General features: G+C 48.6%; 13 protein-coding genes. 11 read left to right on the forward strand and 2 right to left on the reverse strand.

What is annotated here, in order from left to right; all coding sequences use genetic code 11:
- Positions 1 to 56 precede the first annotated feature (56 nt).
- The 11 genes from ACJJI8_RS02195 to ACJJI8_RS02245 all read left to right on the forward strand — a co-directional run bounded on the left by ACJJI8_RS02195 (position 57) and on the right by ACJJI8_RS02245 (position 11,006).
- Positions 57 to 488 (forward strand): response regulator transcription factor, encoded by a 432-nt coding sequence (locus ACJJI8_RS02195; RefSeq protein WP_282931332.1) that lies wholly within the window; start codon positions 57 to 59, stop codon positions 486 to 488.
- Entirely contained in the window at positions 485 to 913 is a 429-nt protein-coding gene (locus ACJJI8_RS02200; protein WP_413663257.1) for a CsgE family curli-type amyloid fiber assembly protein, read from the forward strand. Before ACJJI8_RS02195 ends, ACJJI8_RS02200 begins: the two co-directional genes overlap by 4 nt.
- A complete protein-coding gene (locus tag ACJJI8_RS02205) occupies positions 913 to 1,332 on the forward strand; it encodes a curli assembly protein CsgF (protein ID WP_413663258.1) in 420 nt (139 codons plus the stop codon). The genes ACJJI8_RS02200 and ACJJI8_RS02205 overlap by 1 nt, the downstream gene beginning before the upstream one ends.
- A gap of 32 nt (positions 1,333 to 1,364) precedes the next feature.
- Positions 1,365 to 2,237 carry a CsgG/HfaB family protein gene (locus ACJJI8_RS02210; RefSeq protein ID WP_413663259.1) on the forward strand — a complete coding sequence of 291 codons (873 nt, stop codon included), beginning with the start codon at positions 1,365 to 1,367 and terminating at the stop codon, positions 2,235 to 2,237.
- Positions 2,238 to 2,296: 59 nt separating this feature from the next.
- Positions 2,297 to 2,839, forward strand: a complete 543-nt coding sequence (locus tag ACJJI8_RS02215; RefSeq protein WP_444934123.1) for a hypothetical protein — start codon at positions 2,297 to 2,299, stop codon at positions 2,837 to 2,839.
- Between the two features lie 467 nt (positions 2,840 to 3,306).
- A complete protein-coding gene (locus ACJJI8_RS02220) occupies positions 3,307 to 4,329 on the forward strand; it encodes a hypothetical protein (protein ID WP_444896141.1) in 1,023 nt (340 codons plus the stop codon).
- A 448-nt stretch (positions 4,330 to 4,777) separates the two neighbouring features.
- Positions 4,778 to 5,797, forward strand: a complete 1,020-nt coding sequence (locus ACJJI8_RS02225; RefSeq protein ID WP_444896140.1) for a hypothetical protein — start codon at positions 4,778 to 4,780, stop codon at positions 5,795 to 5,797.
- Positions 5,798 to 6,449: 652 nt separating this feature from the next.
- Positions 6,450 to 7,334: a hypothetical protein gene (locus ACJJI8_RS02230; RefSeq protein WP_444915574.1), complete on the forward strand. Its 885-nt coding sequence runs from the start codon at positions 6,450 to 6,452 to the stop codon at positions 7,332 to 7,334.
- Between the two features lie 306 nt (positions 7,335 to 7,640).
- The gene (locus ACJJI8_RS02235) at positions 7,641 to 8,531 is read left to right on the forward strand and encodes a hypothetical protein (RefSeq protein WP_444915573.1); all 891 of its coding nucleotides are present in this window, start codon (positions 7,641 to 7,643) and stop codon (positions 8,529 to 8,531) included.
- A 295-nt stretch (positions 8,532 to 8,826) separates the two neighbouring features.
- Positions 8,827 to 9,708, forward strand: coding sequence for a hypothetical protein (locus tag ACJJI8_RS02240; RefSeq protein ID WP_444934124.1), 882 nt, complete (start codon positions 8,827 to 8,829; stop codon positions 9,706 to 9,708).
- 422 nt (positions 9,709 to 10,130) lie between these two features.
- The gene (locus ACJJI8_RS02245; RefSeq protein ID WP_444934125.1) at positions 10,131 to 11,006 is read left to right on the forward strand and encodes a hypothetical protein; all 876 of its coding nucleotides are present in this window, start codon (positions 10,131 to 10,133) and stop codon (positions 11,004 to 11,006) included.
- Between the two features lie 57 nt (positions 11,007 to 11,063).
- Here ACJJI8_RS02245 and greA read toward each other — a convergent pair whose 3' ends face one another.
- Both greA and carB read right to left on the reverse strand, forming a co-directional pair.
- On the reverse strand, positions 11,064 to 11,540 hold the full coding sequence (gene greA, locus ACJJI8_RS02250) for a transcription elongation factor GreA (protein ID WP_282931320.1): 477 nt from the start codon (positions 11,538 to 11,540) through the stop codon (positions 11,064 to 11,066).
- A gap of 87 nt (positions 11,541 to 11,627) precedes the next feature.
- Positions 11,628 to 14,855: a carbamoyl-phosphate synthase large subunit gene (carB, locus tag ACJJI8_RS02255; RefSeq protein WP_444891977.1), complete on the reverse strand. Its 3,228-nt coding sequence runs from the start codon at positions 14,853 to 14,855 to the stop codon at positions 11,628 to 11,630.
- Positions 14,856 to 15,154: the final 299 nt, after the last annotated feature.

Below are 15,154 nucleotides of genomic sequence, written 5' to 3' on the forward strand. Positions count from 1 at the left end.
AAAAAAACTGCCTGCAGCATTATCAGGCTATCGTGATAGATTGCTGGCAAATTGGTGTGAGCTCTGACTCAAAGCAGTTTCTTTCAGATCTAAAGAAGATTAGTCATGCAAAAGCTTTACTGATTAATCTCCCAGCCAACCTACCCATTCATATATCGGAAAAGTTACGCCAGAAAGGTTTTCACCTACTTTGTGACAGCAATACCAGTCAGGAAAACCTTATTCACAAATTGGATACCGCGATTCACAGTGCCGAGGGGCGACAACATATCAGCCCACAAAACTCCCTCCCTCTTACCCGCAGGGAACAGGAAATACTCGGACAACTCACTACCGGTGAACCCAACAGTGTGATCGCAACAAAATTGCACCTTAGCGAACACACTGTAAAAAATCACATGTATAACATTTTCCGAAAAATTGGAGTTAAAAACCGGCTGCAGGCCAGTAATTGGGCCAAGCTCAATCTCCAGGAAGAGAGGATATGAGACTAACCCTGTTGATGTTGACACTGTGTGCATCCCTGGCCTTTGGCCAGGATGACACAGAGGTCCCTCCAGCAGATACCGATTCTGGAAAACTCGAAGACGAAATCAGTGGATTCAATATTGATCGAACAATAACCCGTACCGGGCACGATTTTGCCCGCTACATGAGCGAATACAGAAACCTTAATTATCCAGATGCCACTTACAACTTAACTATTTACGAGAGACCCTCAGCACGGTGGGGAAACCTCATCTGGGTTACCTATAACGACAAAATTGTTTTCAGGCGTTTTATCAGTCCAAGCACCAATAATATTCATCGCTTGGCCGATGAGGCCGCGCAATATATTCACCAGGAAGTACTGCAAGCGCGTGTTCGAAGCTCACTCACAGACACCTTTGATTTGGGTAAGGATGAATTCTAATGAAGATCAAATCATTACTGGGTACCGCTTTTTTTTCTCTGGCGGCGTTCTCATATCATCACGTCTCGGCCACCGAATTAATCTATGAACCGGTAAACCCCAATTTTGGTGGCAACCCACTCAATGGTACCTACCTTCTGCAAAATGCGCAGTCACAAGACACTCACGAAGATCCGGATAAACCAGACAGCCTTTATGAACAACCCAGTGCTTTGGATAGGTTCAGCGACTCGCTTGAAACCCGCCTGCTAAACCAACTTCTAACCGATGTTGGTGATGGTAATAGTGGAGAACTGATTACAGACGACTTTATCGTACAAATCGTTGATAACGATGGTGTCCTGACAGTACTTATCACCGACCGCAGTACCGGAGATAAAAGCGAAATCGTTGTAAGCGGGCTAAACCCGACAAACTAACGAACGTTTAAATTTCAAAGGATTCTTTGGCAATGCGTAATGCAATAAAAAAAGTGATAGCTTTGCCCATCGTAGCGACATTAATGACGCTAAGTAGTTGTTCCGCGGTCAAAGATGTGGGCGATGCACTTTTTGGTCCGGGCATCACAGATGCAATGCTCACCCCGAGGAAAAACACCTATCGGGACCTGATCAACCTTCCGCAACCGAAGGGTAAAATATTGGTGGCGGTATACGGTTTCCGCGATCAGACTGGCCAGTACAAGCCCGCACCAAACAGCAGTTTCTCTACCGCAGTCACCCAAGGTGGCGCGGCCATGCTCATGGACGTACTCAATGAGTCCGGCTGGTTTATCCCGTTGGAACGTGAAGGGCTGCAAAATCTGCTGACTGAGCGGAAGATTATCCGTGCTGGATTAACCAAGCCGGATATTCCCGTCAATAACAGTGTGCCACTTCCCACACTTGTGGCTGCAAATGTCTTATTAGAAGGCGGTATCGTTGCCTACGACCAAAATATTCAAACCGGTGGTGCAGGTGCTCGCTACTTTGGTATTGGCGCAGATGAGCAGTATCGCGTGGATCAGGTAACAGTGAATTTGCGGGCCATAGACATTCGTTCCGGACGGGTGCTCCACTCTGTATTGACTTCTAAAACTGTCTACTCCAAGGCAATCAGTGCCGATGTATTTCGCTACGTAAAATATCGGCGCCTGTTGGAATTAGAAGCTGGTACTACTTATAACGAACCCGCACAGCTTGCTATGCTTTCAGCGATGGAATCTGCTGTGATTCATTTGATCAGTGAAGGCATCGTGCACAACTCTTGGGCACTTGCCAATCCGGATGAGATTGAAAATCCGATATTGCAGTACTACCTCAATGACAGCACTGTCATTATGTAGAATCAATGACTGACAAATTAGATTTTTAAGCCCGGCTTAAAATTGGGATACTTGGAAAGATGTACCATAAATTCAGAATTATTTTTTCTGCCACCCTAGCAATGGCTGTTGTTAACCTTCCGGGTTTAGGCCATTGCTCAGACTTGGATTCCAGTAGTGAATTGGCTGTTGCGAGCGAATTAAGCGCAGCCAACCTTTACTCCGTCACAAATTTAACCGTTATCAACCAGGAAGGTGGAAACAACAACATACATACCCGCCAATCAGGTAGTAACAACTACACTTCTGCTCACCAGGACGGCAATAGAAATAGTTTATCGGTCACCCAATCTGGTGAGGATAATATTATCACATCGAGTCAGGTCGGGAATTACAACTATTCAATGTTGATACAAATAGGTTTTGAGAATTTTATAGATATCGACCAGTATGGAGTTGGCAATACTGCGGGCATATCCCAATTTGGAATACAAAATAGTGCCCATGTGGAAGAGATTGGCAGCTTTCATAACGTCAATATTTACCAAAGTGGGAATGGCCTTCACACCTCGGTCACTGTTACCGGAACCGCTACAACAACGTATATTAGCCAATATGACTAATAACTAATAATACTTCTCTGGTTTCCCTTCATCTGATTGGACTTCTTTACTTCAATTCATGTAAGCTTATTAAGTGACAATAATGATTACAGCAACTTAGAAAATTTATCAGAAATGTGATTATTTGAACCTCGCGCCGTATAAAAGAATTTTCTGACAAGCTTTATCACCCCACCTTAAAAAAAGAACTTTCTTCCTAAAGTTTCAAGACTTCTGCCCTATAGCCACAACCTCCAAAGACGACAAAACTCTATTCAGCATCAAGCTGCTGTTAAAAATGATATTGCTAGATGTTTCACAAGGAATGTGAAGGTTAGAAGCAGTCGGTTTCACTCCAGATAACTCACATACGCCTGACACAGCCGTATCGTGTCCTGAGACAAAACACTCCCAATATCTAATGGTGCTGAATTCTTTTATTTGTAAAAAGCTGTACAGCTATATTTGACATCCCTATGGAGTTACTGATGACTAAGTACACACCTATTGCCGCCAGTGTTCTTCTGGCGATCGCCAGTACCGGAGCCTTAGCTACCAACAATACCGCCATTCTCAACCAAAATGGCACTGGCAATATGGCCACGGCTGATCAGAGTGATGCCACTGTATCCAACAACCTGATCACACAAAACCAAACTGGTGACAACAACGTAGTTTATGCAGAGCAAACCAGCTTTAATGATTCCGGTGTAATTACCCAAACTCAAGTCGGGGATATGAATGACGCAGAGTCCTTCCAGAATGATTCCAGCACTGCGATTGTTACTATCACCCAAATCAACGACGGTCACTTTGCAACAACTACACAAAGTTTTGTAGATACCAGCGTTGCTACTGTCACCCAAAGTGGTAGTCCGCAAGTAGCAGCAGTAACTCAAGTTTCCAGTACAAATGATAATGCTGTAGTGACTCAGTCTGGCGACGGCAATGTAGGTAATGTTATCCAAACTAACGGTTCATTTAACACCGCACTCTTAACCCAAACAGGAACCACCAATACTGCAACTTCTACTCAAACTTCCAGTACCTCGAGCACTGTTAACGCCACCCAGGCAGGTACCACAAACTCTGTAATACACATTCAAACTTTGGCCACCAACAGTACCTCTGTTTCCTTCCAGGATGGCACTTCCAACACATTCACTACATCACAGACAGCAGGTGATGGGAACTACAGCGAGGGCTTCCAAAATGGTACTACTCAGGGCTTGACTCACATTCAAGTTGGAGATGATCACTGGGCTTATACTGAGCAAGTGGGCACCACCAATATTGGCGTGATCTCCCAGACAGGCTTTGATAACTATTCTGAAGGCTACCAGGATGGAACGTTCAATAGCTTGACCGTTACCCAGCCAGGAGATTTCAATACCACTGTCGCCTCGCAGACCGGTAATAACAACGTTATTGCCGTAACTCAGGCAACCGATACCAACATGGCTACACCTACACAGGTAGGTGATTTCAACATGGCAATTATCATTCAATAGTAAAGGGGGTAGGCCGGCTTAATTGGCCGGCCTATTTTCAACTTGGTGGGCTAAGTGCAAGCTTCAATTATTATTACTAGCCCTAAATTCCCATGAAACAACCATTTCATGCATTTAATGCCACCCCCCAAATCAGCTGGCATTATTTGCCATAGCTAGTTCAAAAAAGAACTTTATTCCTAAGGTTTCGGCACTTCCGTCCTATGGCTGTAACTCCAGAAGACGACAAAACTCTAATCAGCATCAAGCTGCTGTTTAAATGGTATTGCTAGGTTTCACAAGGAATGTGAAGGTTATTAAGCAGTCGGGTTCATCCCAGTTTCCTCACATACTTCTGGCACGGTTGTAATATGCCTGAGGATGAGACTCTTCCAATATCAAATGATGCTGTTTTCTTTTTGTTTGTAAAAGCTGTACAGCGATATTTGACATCTATATGGAGTTACAGATGACCAAGTACACACCTATTGCCGCCAGTGTTCTTCTGGCGATCGCCAGCACCGGAGCCTTCGCATCGAACAATACCGCCATTCTCAATCAGAACGGTACTGGTAACATGGCAACCGCTGATCAGAGTGATCCGACGGTAACTAATAACCTGATCACCCAGACTCAAACTGGTGACAACAATGAGGTTTACGCAGAGCAAACCAGTAGTAATAACTTAGGAGTAATTACTCAAACTCAAGTAGGAGACTTGAACTTTGCGGAGTCTTTTCAAAATGATTCTAATGTTCCTGTCGCTACTATCACGCAAATAGATGATGGACAGATTGCTACAACGGTCCAGAGTTTTGTAGACACCAGTGTTGCAACTATTACCCAAAGTGGTGGATCACAACTTGCAACTACCGCTCAGACCACTAGTGCAAATGATACTCTAGTCATTAATCAGTCCGGCGATGGTAATGTTGCTGCAGGCATACAAACCGCTACATCATTAAACTCAGCGGTTATTAGTCAAACAGGTACTAATGGCACTGCTTCAGCGACACAAAGTGGCACCACATCAAGTAGCATGACGATGATTCAAGCGGGAGACACCAATGTAGTCGCCCATCAGCAAGTCTTGGCCAGTAACAGTACAACACTCTCCTTCCAGGATGGCTCTTTCAACACCATCTTCTTCAGCCAATCTGACGACGGCAATTATAGTGAAGGTTTCCAGAGCGGTACTGGCCAGACTTTGGTACACAATCAAAGTGGTGGTGATCACTGGGCTGTCACCGCACAGGTAGGGACGTCTAACGTAGCTGTTGTTACGCAGGTAGGTTTCGATAACTTTTCATCAGCAGCCCAGGACGGCACGTTCAATAACTTAACTGTGACGCAGCCTGGTGACTTTAACACCACTACGGCATCACAACTTGGCAACTTCAATACAATTACCGTTACTCAGTCTACGGATCTTAATGCAGCAGCGCCTGCTCAAGTAGGTGATTTCAACATGGCAATTATTATTCAGTAGCCAAAATTAAGGCCGACTTTTAAAGCCGGCCTTTTTATCTGAAAAAATTTATCGGTTTATATTGTGCTAAACAAGTATTAACCCCTATATACACGTAGAATCAGCCCCACAAAATCCAAACCTATCCCGACTCAGCTTACCAAAAATGGCACGCTACAGTAGACCAGGGCGATCTCATTGCTGCGAAAAATCCAGCTGCCAAAATTAAAATTGGAGACCCCTACACATTTAATACTACCCAAAACAGTAATAATATGGGATTTATTTTTAAGCAACCCTGATTAGGGCTTTAAACAAGGGTCGCCCTATCGAGCCCCTAACTGAATTTCATTTAAGTCCACTTATCCAGCAACCTTAGTGCTCTAGCGTAAAAAACAACAACAAAGAAAATATTCCTATTTTTTAGGCACTAACTTCCCATAGCAATATTTGAGGCTTACGATAAAACTCATACCAGCATCAGGGTATTGTCAGGTACTCCAGAGATAATACCTATTAGGGATGGCAATAAAACAAGGTGTGCCAAACTCCTTGCGCAATAAATGCCATACCCTATCTATGGAGTCTTTTGTCCTTCCTAGGCTTGATGCTTCACCGCAACTGAAATCATGGGGATAAGAAAAATCCACCTTACCTTCAATCGGAGATATCGATGCGAATCCATACACCAATTTCCGTGGGCATCAGTCTATGCCTTGTCGGGTCAATTACTTATGCGGATGGAAATACAACTACCGTGGAACAAACGGGTAACAATCACCAGGTGACTGCAAACCAAGTAGACCCAACAGCAACAAACAACCTTATTGAGGTTATTCAGGCAGATGAAGCACAGGTTAGCAATAGCCTGCAAGACACTTCAACCAACCTGAGTATTATCAGACATGAGCAAGTAACATTGGGGAATGAAGCTGACTCGACTCAAACTAATTTCTCAGATGATGCAGAGGTAAATATTTATCAGGAGGGCGCTGGAAATTTCGCCTCTACTTTACAAGACAGTACTTCTTCCAGCCTTGTTGACATTTCTCAGTTCGACAATGCAAATGACATCATTTTTTCCCAAACGGACAGTAGTTTCGATACAGTCAACCTCTATCAGTCTGGCTTTGATAACCAGATGTTAGTGACTCAAACTACCACTACGTTTAACAGCCTAAATGTGTCTCAAACGGGTGATCAAAATAGCGCAGATGCCGAACAAACAGGGTTTGATAATCTGTTGACCTCCTCGCAAACGGGCAATCTGAATACTTACTTTTCTATACAAACGGGTGACATCCTGGTAGCAACAAGTACCCAGATAGGAGATGGTAACATTAGTACCCAGACCCAGACGGGAGATATTTTGTTGGTTTCTACGCTACAAGATGGTACTGGCAATATGTCCATCGTGGATCAAGCTGGAGCAATGCAAACTGCAAGCAGTACCCAGATAGGAACAACTAACCTTCATACTATTACCCAAAGCGTCGACAATCAAACGGCTATTGGCATTCAGAATGGTATGTTAAACCAAGGATTTATCATGCAGTAGCGGCATATTCGTTCCGGCCGAAAGTTATTATATTTTCAATATACATAGAGGAAAGAATGCATTTTTTAATGCCAGCTTTAATTTATGAGTCACTTACAAAGCTACCCAAAGAATGGCATTCTTTCCTTACCTGATAAAAATACTGCATCAATATTTTCTTACGTAGCAGTGGTTTCAAAATTCTTCGTCTACAGTTTTCCATGTAAACGATTTCTCACATTTTGACGTTACTCACTTCACAGGTAACACAGGCAAAAGTTTTAACGACCGGATTTACCACTAGACGGTAATACACAGGAGTTAGCCGTGCAGAAGATTACCGTAATTCCACTGGTACTGGCGATATCTGCCACCAGCTTGGGTTATGCTGCAGAAAATACTACATTAATCACGCAAAGTGGCTCCAGTAACTCAGCTGTAGCGGATCAAACTGACCCAAGCGCTATCGATAATCACCTGGAGATCAGTCAGGACGGCTCTGCTCATATTGCAGAGGCCGTACAGCAAAACGAAATTGAAAGCTCAATTATCCAAATACAAGAAGGCAGTCTTAACGACGCCTATAGCCTGCAAATGGATGGGATCGCAAATAGCGTAGAAATATTCCAGTCGGGCTCTAATAATCGTGCCAGTAGCTATCAATTAGCCACACAGCATGGGCAATCGACAATACGCCAGGTGGGGTCCGGTAATGAGGCAGAGATCCAACAACACCTCGGTAGCGATAATGTCTCTGTTATTGAGCAAATGGGCGAACTCCACGGCGCATTAATTGGACAATATGCAAGCTTTAATTCCGATGCGATGATTTTCCAGCAAGGCTCAAGTCATGAAGCCATAATCAGCCAGGAAGGCACCGGGCACTACGCCAGTATCCAACAGATCGGCGCCGCCAACAGCGCAGATGTCGCCCAGTCCGATATGTACAACGAACTGGACCTCTATCAGGACGGCGAGGGCAATATGGCCACCATCGTGCAAGTATCCTGGTATAACAGTGCCTACGTCACTCAAGATGGCTACTTAAATTCCGCCAATATTATGCAGGCCGGGAATGGTGGATTAGGCGGTGGCCATATGGTGATCGTCAATCAGTCTGGCAGTATGAATGACGCAACTGTGATTCAAAATGGTTTCTCCCAATCCGCCAATATTACCCAAACCGGTACCGGTAATACGGCAGTGGTTTTACAGTAACGAAGTTATTACCAGTCGGAGTAAGGTCAACTTATTCCGACTGGATTCCTGAGGTAAAAGCAGTCATTTCTTGATACTTATTTCTCATTAAATTGAGAATAAAGCCCTATAGAAACTTACTATACCGCCATCAACAATGAAAATAGCGGTAGTTGGGTCAATTCGCTTTTAGCGCTCTTAATAATTACTGTCCGGAATTTAATTTCCAGTGGTAATTTCCCTATGTTTGCTTGCCAACACCGCACTTTAAAGCCGTAATTTTCATGCTCCTTGTTATGTAGTCGTGGAGGTATTCGTGAAAAAAGTTATTTACTCGCCGGTAGTCATATTTATCGCATTTCTTTCCGTCAATTCCGCCTTTGGGAATGACCAAACCGTAGAGCAGATACAGGTTGGTATTGGCAACAATGCCGTTGCCAACCAGAGGTTTCCGCTTAATGAGGGCAACTTAATCCTGCAAGAGCAAATTGGCTTTTTTAATGACGCCACCGGCATTCAATCCATAGAAATCAACAGCACAATTTCCCAATTTCAAACTGGCCGCAATCATTTTTCCAGAGTCTCCCAATCTACTGGTAGCGACAATGCGGGACAGAGCGTACAGATTGGCTCTAATAGCAGATCGCTCACCCGACAAGTTAACCAAATAAACGGTTTCTCCCTGCACACTCAGGATGGCCAGGGACAGGTTGCCACCACGGTACAGATTTCCGGAGCCAATAACAGCGTCAACATTGAGCAGACAGACAGAGCCAATGTCGCCGCCGTGGCACAAGTATTCAATTTTACGGGTAATGCCTCAATCTCACAGGCGGGTTTGCTTAATTTAGGTGTCAGTGAGCAAACCGGCATCGCTCATGAATCTTCAATTACCCAGGCAGGCGCACTTAACTTTTCCGAAATGGAGCAGCTGGGCACGGGGAATTCATCATCAGCTTCACAAGAGGGTTTATTGAATTCAGCAAATTCTCTGCAAGCTGGTGTAAGTAATACCAACCAATCAAACCAAATTGGGCTTGAAAATACTGTCTCATTTTCTCAACAGGGCCTTAACCAGATGGCCAGCAGTACCCAGATTGGCTTATTTAACCAGGTCCAAGCCAGCCAGATGAGAGCGGGAGCATCCAGCAACACCCTACAGATCGGCATTTCCAACAGCAGCCATATTTCCCAATAGAATAAGTCCACCTAAATTCCTACGCTGTTCATAGCAACAGGCAAAAGCTATAGAGGGGGAAAAAGTAAATTCGGTACTGTGCAATAGCACTTTCTTCTCAAGGATTTACAACTTCTCTCCTATAGCGACTGCCTCAATTCCCAGCAAGAATATTGGGGACGGAACGAAATTTTGGACTCCTAAGCAGTATCAGGGAAGCCATCAAAATGTATCAGTCCTACCCTTCCGCTAACCTGTTTGACTGGCGGCAATGCCTTTGCGGCAACGCTGCTCCCCCTCTTTACAGTGATACCTGCCCCTCCGGCTAGGTGCACCTGCTGTAAAACCCTTGGCGCAGGATGACGTGCCACCCCCTTTTCAGCCATTTAGGCTGGTAATTCACCGTGTGATATTCATTGAAGTTTGTAGTAATGGAGACACTCATGAAGACTTTAACCCCTATCGCTGTAGCCCTAACCCTGGCCATCAGTGGAACCGCTTATGCGGGCGGCAACACTGCCACTCAGGACCAGAATGGCGGCCACAACAATGCCACCATCACTCAGACCGGGCCGCTGACCTGGGATAACAACGCTATGCAGGAGCAACACGGCCATAGCAATGATGCAGAGATCACTCACAGCATTGAACTCGGCAGCTATGGGTACCAGTACCAGGAAGGTGATCACCATTCAGCGGAGTTGCTGCAAAGCGGCGGTGCCGGCAACGAGTCGTTCAGCTTCCAGTCCGGCACCACCAACGTGTCTGAGACCTATCAGATTGGACAGCTGGGCAGTTACTCCGCCCATCAGCAATCTGGGGACAACCACTACGCCCTCACCTATCAGTTTGCAGGTGCTGGCAACATGGTGATGATTAGCCAGATGGACAGCCACAACACGGCAACCGCCACCCAGGTTGTTAGCGTTGGTTCTGAGACCGTTATTCGCCAGAGAGGAGAACTGCACAACGCAGATACCTTCCAGAGCGGCTTTGGCCACGATGCCGGCATGCGCCAGTCCGGTGAATCCAATGATGGTGATATTCGTCAGGTAGGTGGTGATCACTACGCCCGTATGCGTCAACGCGGCCACAATCAGGAAGCGGATATTTCCCAGGCTGGATATGACCACAGTGCGAGTGCCCGCCAGAGAGGCCACCACAATGATGTGTACCTGGGACAGATCGGTTCTGGACACAGCGCAACAGCACGCCAATCAGGAGACAACAACAATAGCCTGGTGGGACAATTCGGCCTCTATGAAACTGCTACGGTAATGCAGTCTGGCCACGCTAACCAAAGCCTCGTATTCCAGTAGAACGGGCAACAACAAAAAAGGGCGGCCCATGGCCGCCCTTTTTTTATCGCTTGTAATTTACAGGTGCTCAACCGCATCGATTTCGTACTCCACCGCACCGGAAGGTGTTTGGACCACCACCACATCACCCACTTCCTTGCCGATCAGCGCACGGGCAATCGGGGAGTTCACCGAGATCTTGTGCTTTTTCACATCGGCTTCGTCGTCACCCACAATTTTGTATGTGACTTCCTTCTCATCATCCAGGTGAATAATCGTTACCGTAGTGCCGAAAATTACCTTGTCACTGGGCTCAATGCTTTTCACATCAATGACCAGAGAGTGGGAAAGCTTGCTTTCGATTTCCTGGATACGGCCTTCGATAAAGCCCTGCTTTTCCCGCGCCGCGTGGTATTCGGCATTTTCCTTTAAATCACCGTGTTCGCGCGCTTCAGCAATCGCCTGTACAACAGTAGGGCGTTCAACTTTCTTCAGATTGTCCAGCTCTGAGCGCAGCGCTTCTGCGCCTTCAACGGTCATTGGTACCCGGTTCAATGTGGGACCTCCATTATTGTTACGACGAAACCAGGCCCAGTGAGATCACGGGGCCCGGTTGGATTTCACAAGTTGGTTTTAAAGCTATTAAGACAGCTTTACGACACGCTGGTGAAGGTCTTGCAGGCGGCGAACCTGTAGCGGCTGCTCCTGACGCATGGCCATCGCCATGGCCTGGGCCGCCGCCAGGGTGGTGGTGTAACACACCTGGTGGTTCTCGGCACTGCGACGGATATCCGCAGAGTCGCGAATCGCCTGGCGCCCTTCGGTGGTATTCACCACCAGTGCAATCTCGTCGTTCTTAATCATATCGACGATATGCGGGCGACCTTCACTCATCTTGTTGACGGTTGTAACGGGAATATTGTTTTCTTGCAAGACCTTGGCGGTGCCGCGGCTGGCAATTACTTCGAAGCCAAGCTCCACCAGATCGCGAGCTACGCCCACTGCGTCGGCCTTGTCGAAGTCACGTACAGAGATAAATGCGCGGCCGGACTCCGGCAGGCGGTCGCCAGCGGCAACCAGGCCCTTGTCGAAGGCTTCTGCGAAGGTAGCGCCTACGCCCATCACTTCGCCGGTGGATTTCATCTCGGGGCCGAGAATCGGGTCCACTTTCGGGAACTTGTTGAACGGGAATACAGACTCTTTAACGGAGTAGTAGTCCGGTACGATTTCTTCGGTAAAGCCCTGCTCCTGCAAGCTGATACCCGCCTGACAGCGCGCAGCCACTTTCGCCAGTGAAGTGCCGATGCACTTGGAGACGAAAGGTACAGTTCGGGAAGCGCGCGGATTCACCTCGATCACGTAGATCTCGCCGTCCTGATAGGCCAGCTGGGTGTTCATCAGGCCAACTACGCCCAGCTCGCGAGCCATGGCTTTCACTTCTTCGCGCATACGGTCCTGCACATCCGCCGGCAGGCTGTAAGGCGGCAGGGAGCAAGCGGAGTCACCGGAGTGAACACCACACTGTTCAATGTGCTGCATGATGGCGCCGATCACAACGTCCTTGCCATCGGATACCGCATCGATATCTACTTCAATGGCAGCGTTGAGGAAGTGGTCCAGCAGTACCGGTGCTTCGTCGGAAACCTGTACCGCTTCTTTCATATATGTGAGCAGCTCGTCTTCTTTGTAGACGATCTCCATCGCGCGGCCGCCCAATACGTAAGATGGGCGCACAACCAGCGGGTAACCCACATCTTTCGCCGCCTGGATGGCTTCGGAGACAGAGCGCACGATGGCGTTCTTCGGCTGCTTGAGGCCGAGACGCATAATCATCTGCTGGAAGCGCTCGCGGTCTTCGGCGCGGTCGATCTGCTCTGGGGTAGTACCGATAATCGGCACACCTTCGTTGGCCAGGTAGCGCGCCAGGTTCAGCGGAGTCTGGCCGCCGAACTGTACGATCACGCCTTCCGGCTTCTCTTTGGCAACAATTTCCAGCACGTCTTCCAGGGTTACCGGCTCGAAGTAGAGGCGGTCGGAAGTGTCGTAGTCGGTGGAAACAGTCTCCGGGTTACAGTTGACCATGATGGTCTCGTAACCGTCTTCGCGCATCGCCAGTGCGGCGTGTACACAGCAGTAGTCGAACTCAATGCCCTGGCCGATACGGTTGGGGCCACCGCCGAGTACCATGATTTTCTTTTTGTCGGACGGCTGCGCTTCGCACTCCTCATCGTAGGTGGAGTACATGTAAGCAGTGGAGGTGCTGAACTCAGCAGCACAGGTGTCCACGCGCTTGTAAGACGGGAATACGCCCAGCTTGTGGCGGAATTCGCGCACAGTCTTCTGGCTCACCCCCAGCAGGTCCGCCAGGCGACGATCGGAGAAGCCTTTGCGCTTGAGGAAGCGCATTTGCTCAGTAGTCAACGCCGAGGTGGGCAGTGACTTGAGCGGCTCTTCGATTTTGATCAGCTCTTCGATCTGTACCAGGAACCAGGGATCGATACCGGACAGGTCGTAAACTTCGCCGACGCTCATGCCCATACGGAAGGCGTCGCCCACGTACCAGATGCGCTCGGCACCCGGAACGGAGAGTTCGCTGCGCAGGCGGGTCTCAGCGCCGTCTTTGCTCGGGTCAATCTTGCTTTCCAGGCCGAAGCTGCCCACTTCCAGACCGCGCAGGGCTTTCTGCATGGACTCCTGGAAGGTACGGCCGATCGCCATCACTTCACCCACAGACTTCATCTGGGTGGTCAGGCGCGCATCGGCTTCACCAAATTTCTCAAAAGTGAAGCGCGGAATCTTGGTGACAACGTAATCGATGGACGGCTCGAAGGACGCCGGGGTAGCACCGCCGGTGATATCGTTTTGCAACTCATCCAGGGTGTAACCCACTGCCAGCTTGGCCGCGACCTTGGCGATCGGGAAACCGGTAGCCTTGGAGGCCAGTGCGGAGGAGCGGGATACGCGGGGGTTCATCTCGATCACAACCACGCGGCCAGTCTTCGGGCAGACGCCGAACTGTACGTTGGAGCCGCCAGTCTCAACGCCGATCTCGCGCAGTACCGCGATAGAGGCGTTGCGCATCAGCTGGTATTCCTTGTCGGTCAGCGTCTGCGCCGGGGCAACGGTGATGGAGTCACCGGTGTGTACGCCCATCGGGTCGAAGTTCTCGATGGAACATACGATGATGCAGTTGTCGTTCTTATCGCGAACCACTTCCATCTCGTACTCTTTCCAGCCGAGCAGAGATTCGTCGATCAGCAATTCGTTGGTGGGGGAGAGGTCGAGACCGCGCTTGCAGATCTCTTCAAACTCCGGCCAGTTGTAGGCCACACCACCACCGGAACCACCCATGGTGAAGGACGGACGGATAATTACCGGGAAGCCGAACTCTTCCGGTACCTTCTTCGCCTCTTCCATGGAGTGGACGATCTTGGCGCGCGGGGTTTCCAGGCCGATCGCCTTCATCGCCTTGTCGAACAGGTCGCGGTCTTCCGCTTTCTCGATAGCGTCTTTGTCCGCACCGATCAGCTCGACATTGAATTCCTTCAAGACACCGTGCTTGTCCAGGTCCAGGGCGCAGTTCAGTGCTGTCTGGCCACCCATGGTAGGCAGGATGGCGTCGGGACGCTCCTGCTCAATAATCTTGGCAACGGTACGCCACTCCACCGGCTCGATGTAGGTGGCATCGGCCATGGCCGGGTCGGTCATGATGGTGGCCGGGTTGGAGTTCACCAGGATCACCCGGTAACCCTCTTCGCGCAGCGCCTTACAGGCCTGGGCGCCGGAGTAGTCAAATTCGCACGCCTGGCCGATCACGATGGGGCCTGCGCCGATAATCAGAATGCTTTGGATATCTGTGCGTTTTGGCATCTTTCTTCCGTTCTACTACCGGCAAAGACCGGCTGCGCTAAATTTCATTCGTTTCTTGTTAAGGAGACTCTAAACAACTCCGTGATGCCTCTGGCTTGCAGAGCGGTTCACAATCAAGGCGCGGCTTCGCAGGAATGTCTAGACCTTTCAAGAAGTCGCAACGCGGAGTGTGAATCGCTCTGCAAGCCCCGAAGGGCGGTCCTTGAAGGCCACAGCTGCTGCGTTGCAGCTCTTGCCAAGGGCTATGGCCATTCGCGGCGAGCTGCGCCTAACATCTGCAGCCTTCAAGGACCCGCAGA

This window comes from Microbulbifer maximicatervae (SeqCode) (genome assembly GCF_052467695.1).

Coding starts and splice junctions, on each gene's coding strand:
- ACJJI8_RS02220 (WP_444896141.1), top strand. CDS start 3,307: ATGACTAAGTACACACCTATTGCCGCCAGTGTTCTTCTGGCGATCGCC.
- carB (WP_444891977.1), bottom strand. CDS start 14,855: ATGCCAAAACGCACAGATATCCAAAGCATTCTGATTATCGGCGCAGGC.
- ACJJI8_RS02205 (WP_413663258.1), top strand. CDS start 913: ATGAAGATCAAATCATTACTGGGTACCGCTTTTTTTTCTCTGGCGGCG.
- ACJJI8_RS02200 (WP_413663257.1), top strand. CDS start 485: ATGAGACTAACCCTGTTGATGTTGACACTGTGTGCATCCCTGGCCTTT.
- ACJJI8_RS02210 (WP_413663259.1), top strand. CDS start 1,365: ATGCGTAATGCAATAAAAAAAGTGATAGCTTTGCCCATCGTAGCGACA.
- ACJJI8_RS02225 (WP_444896140.1), top strand. CDS start 4,778: ATGACCAAGTACACACCTATTGCCGCCAGTGTTCTTCTGGCGATCGCC.
- ACJJI8_RS02215 (WP_444934123.1), top strand. CDS start 2,297: ATGTACCATAAATTCAGAATTATTTTTTCTGCCACCCTAGCAATGGCT.
- ACJJI8_RS02230 (WP_444915574.1), top strand. CDS start 6,450: ATGCGAATCCATACACCAATTTCCGTGGGCATCAGTCTATGCCTTGTC.
- ACJJI8_RS02245 (WP_444934125.1), top strand. CDS start 10,131: ATGAAGACTTTAACCCCTATCGCTGTAGCCCTAACCCTGGCCATCAGT.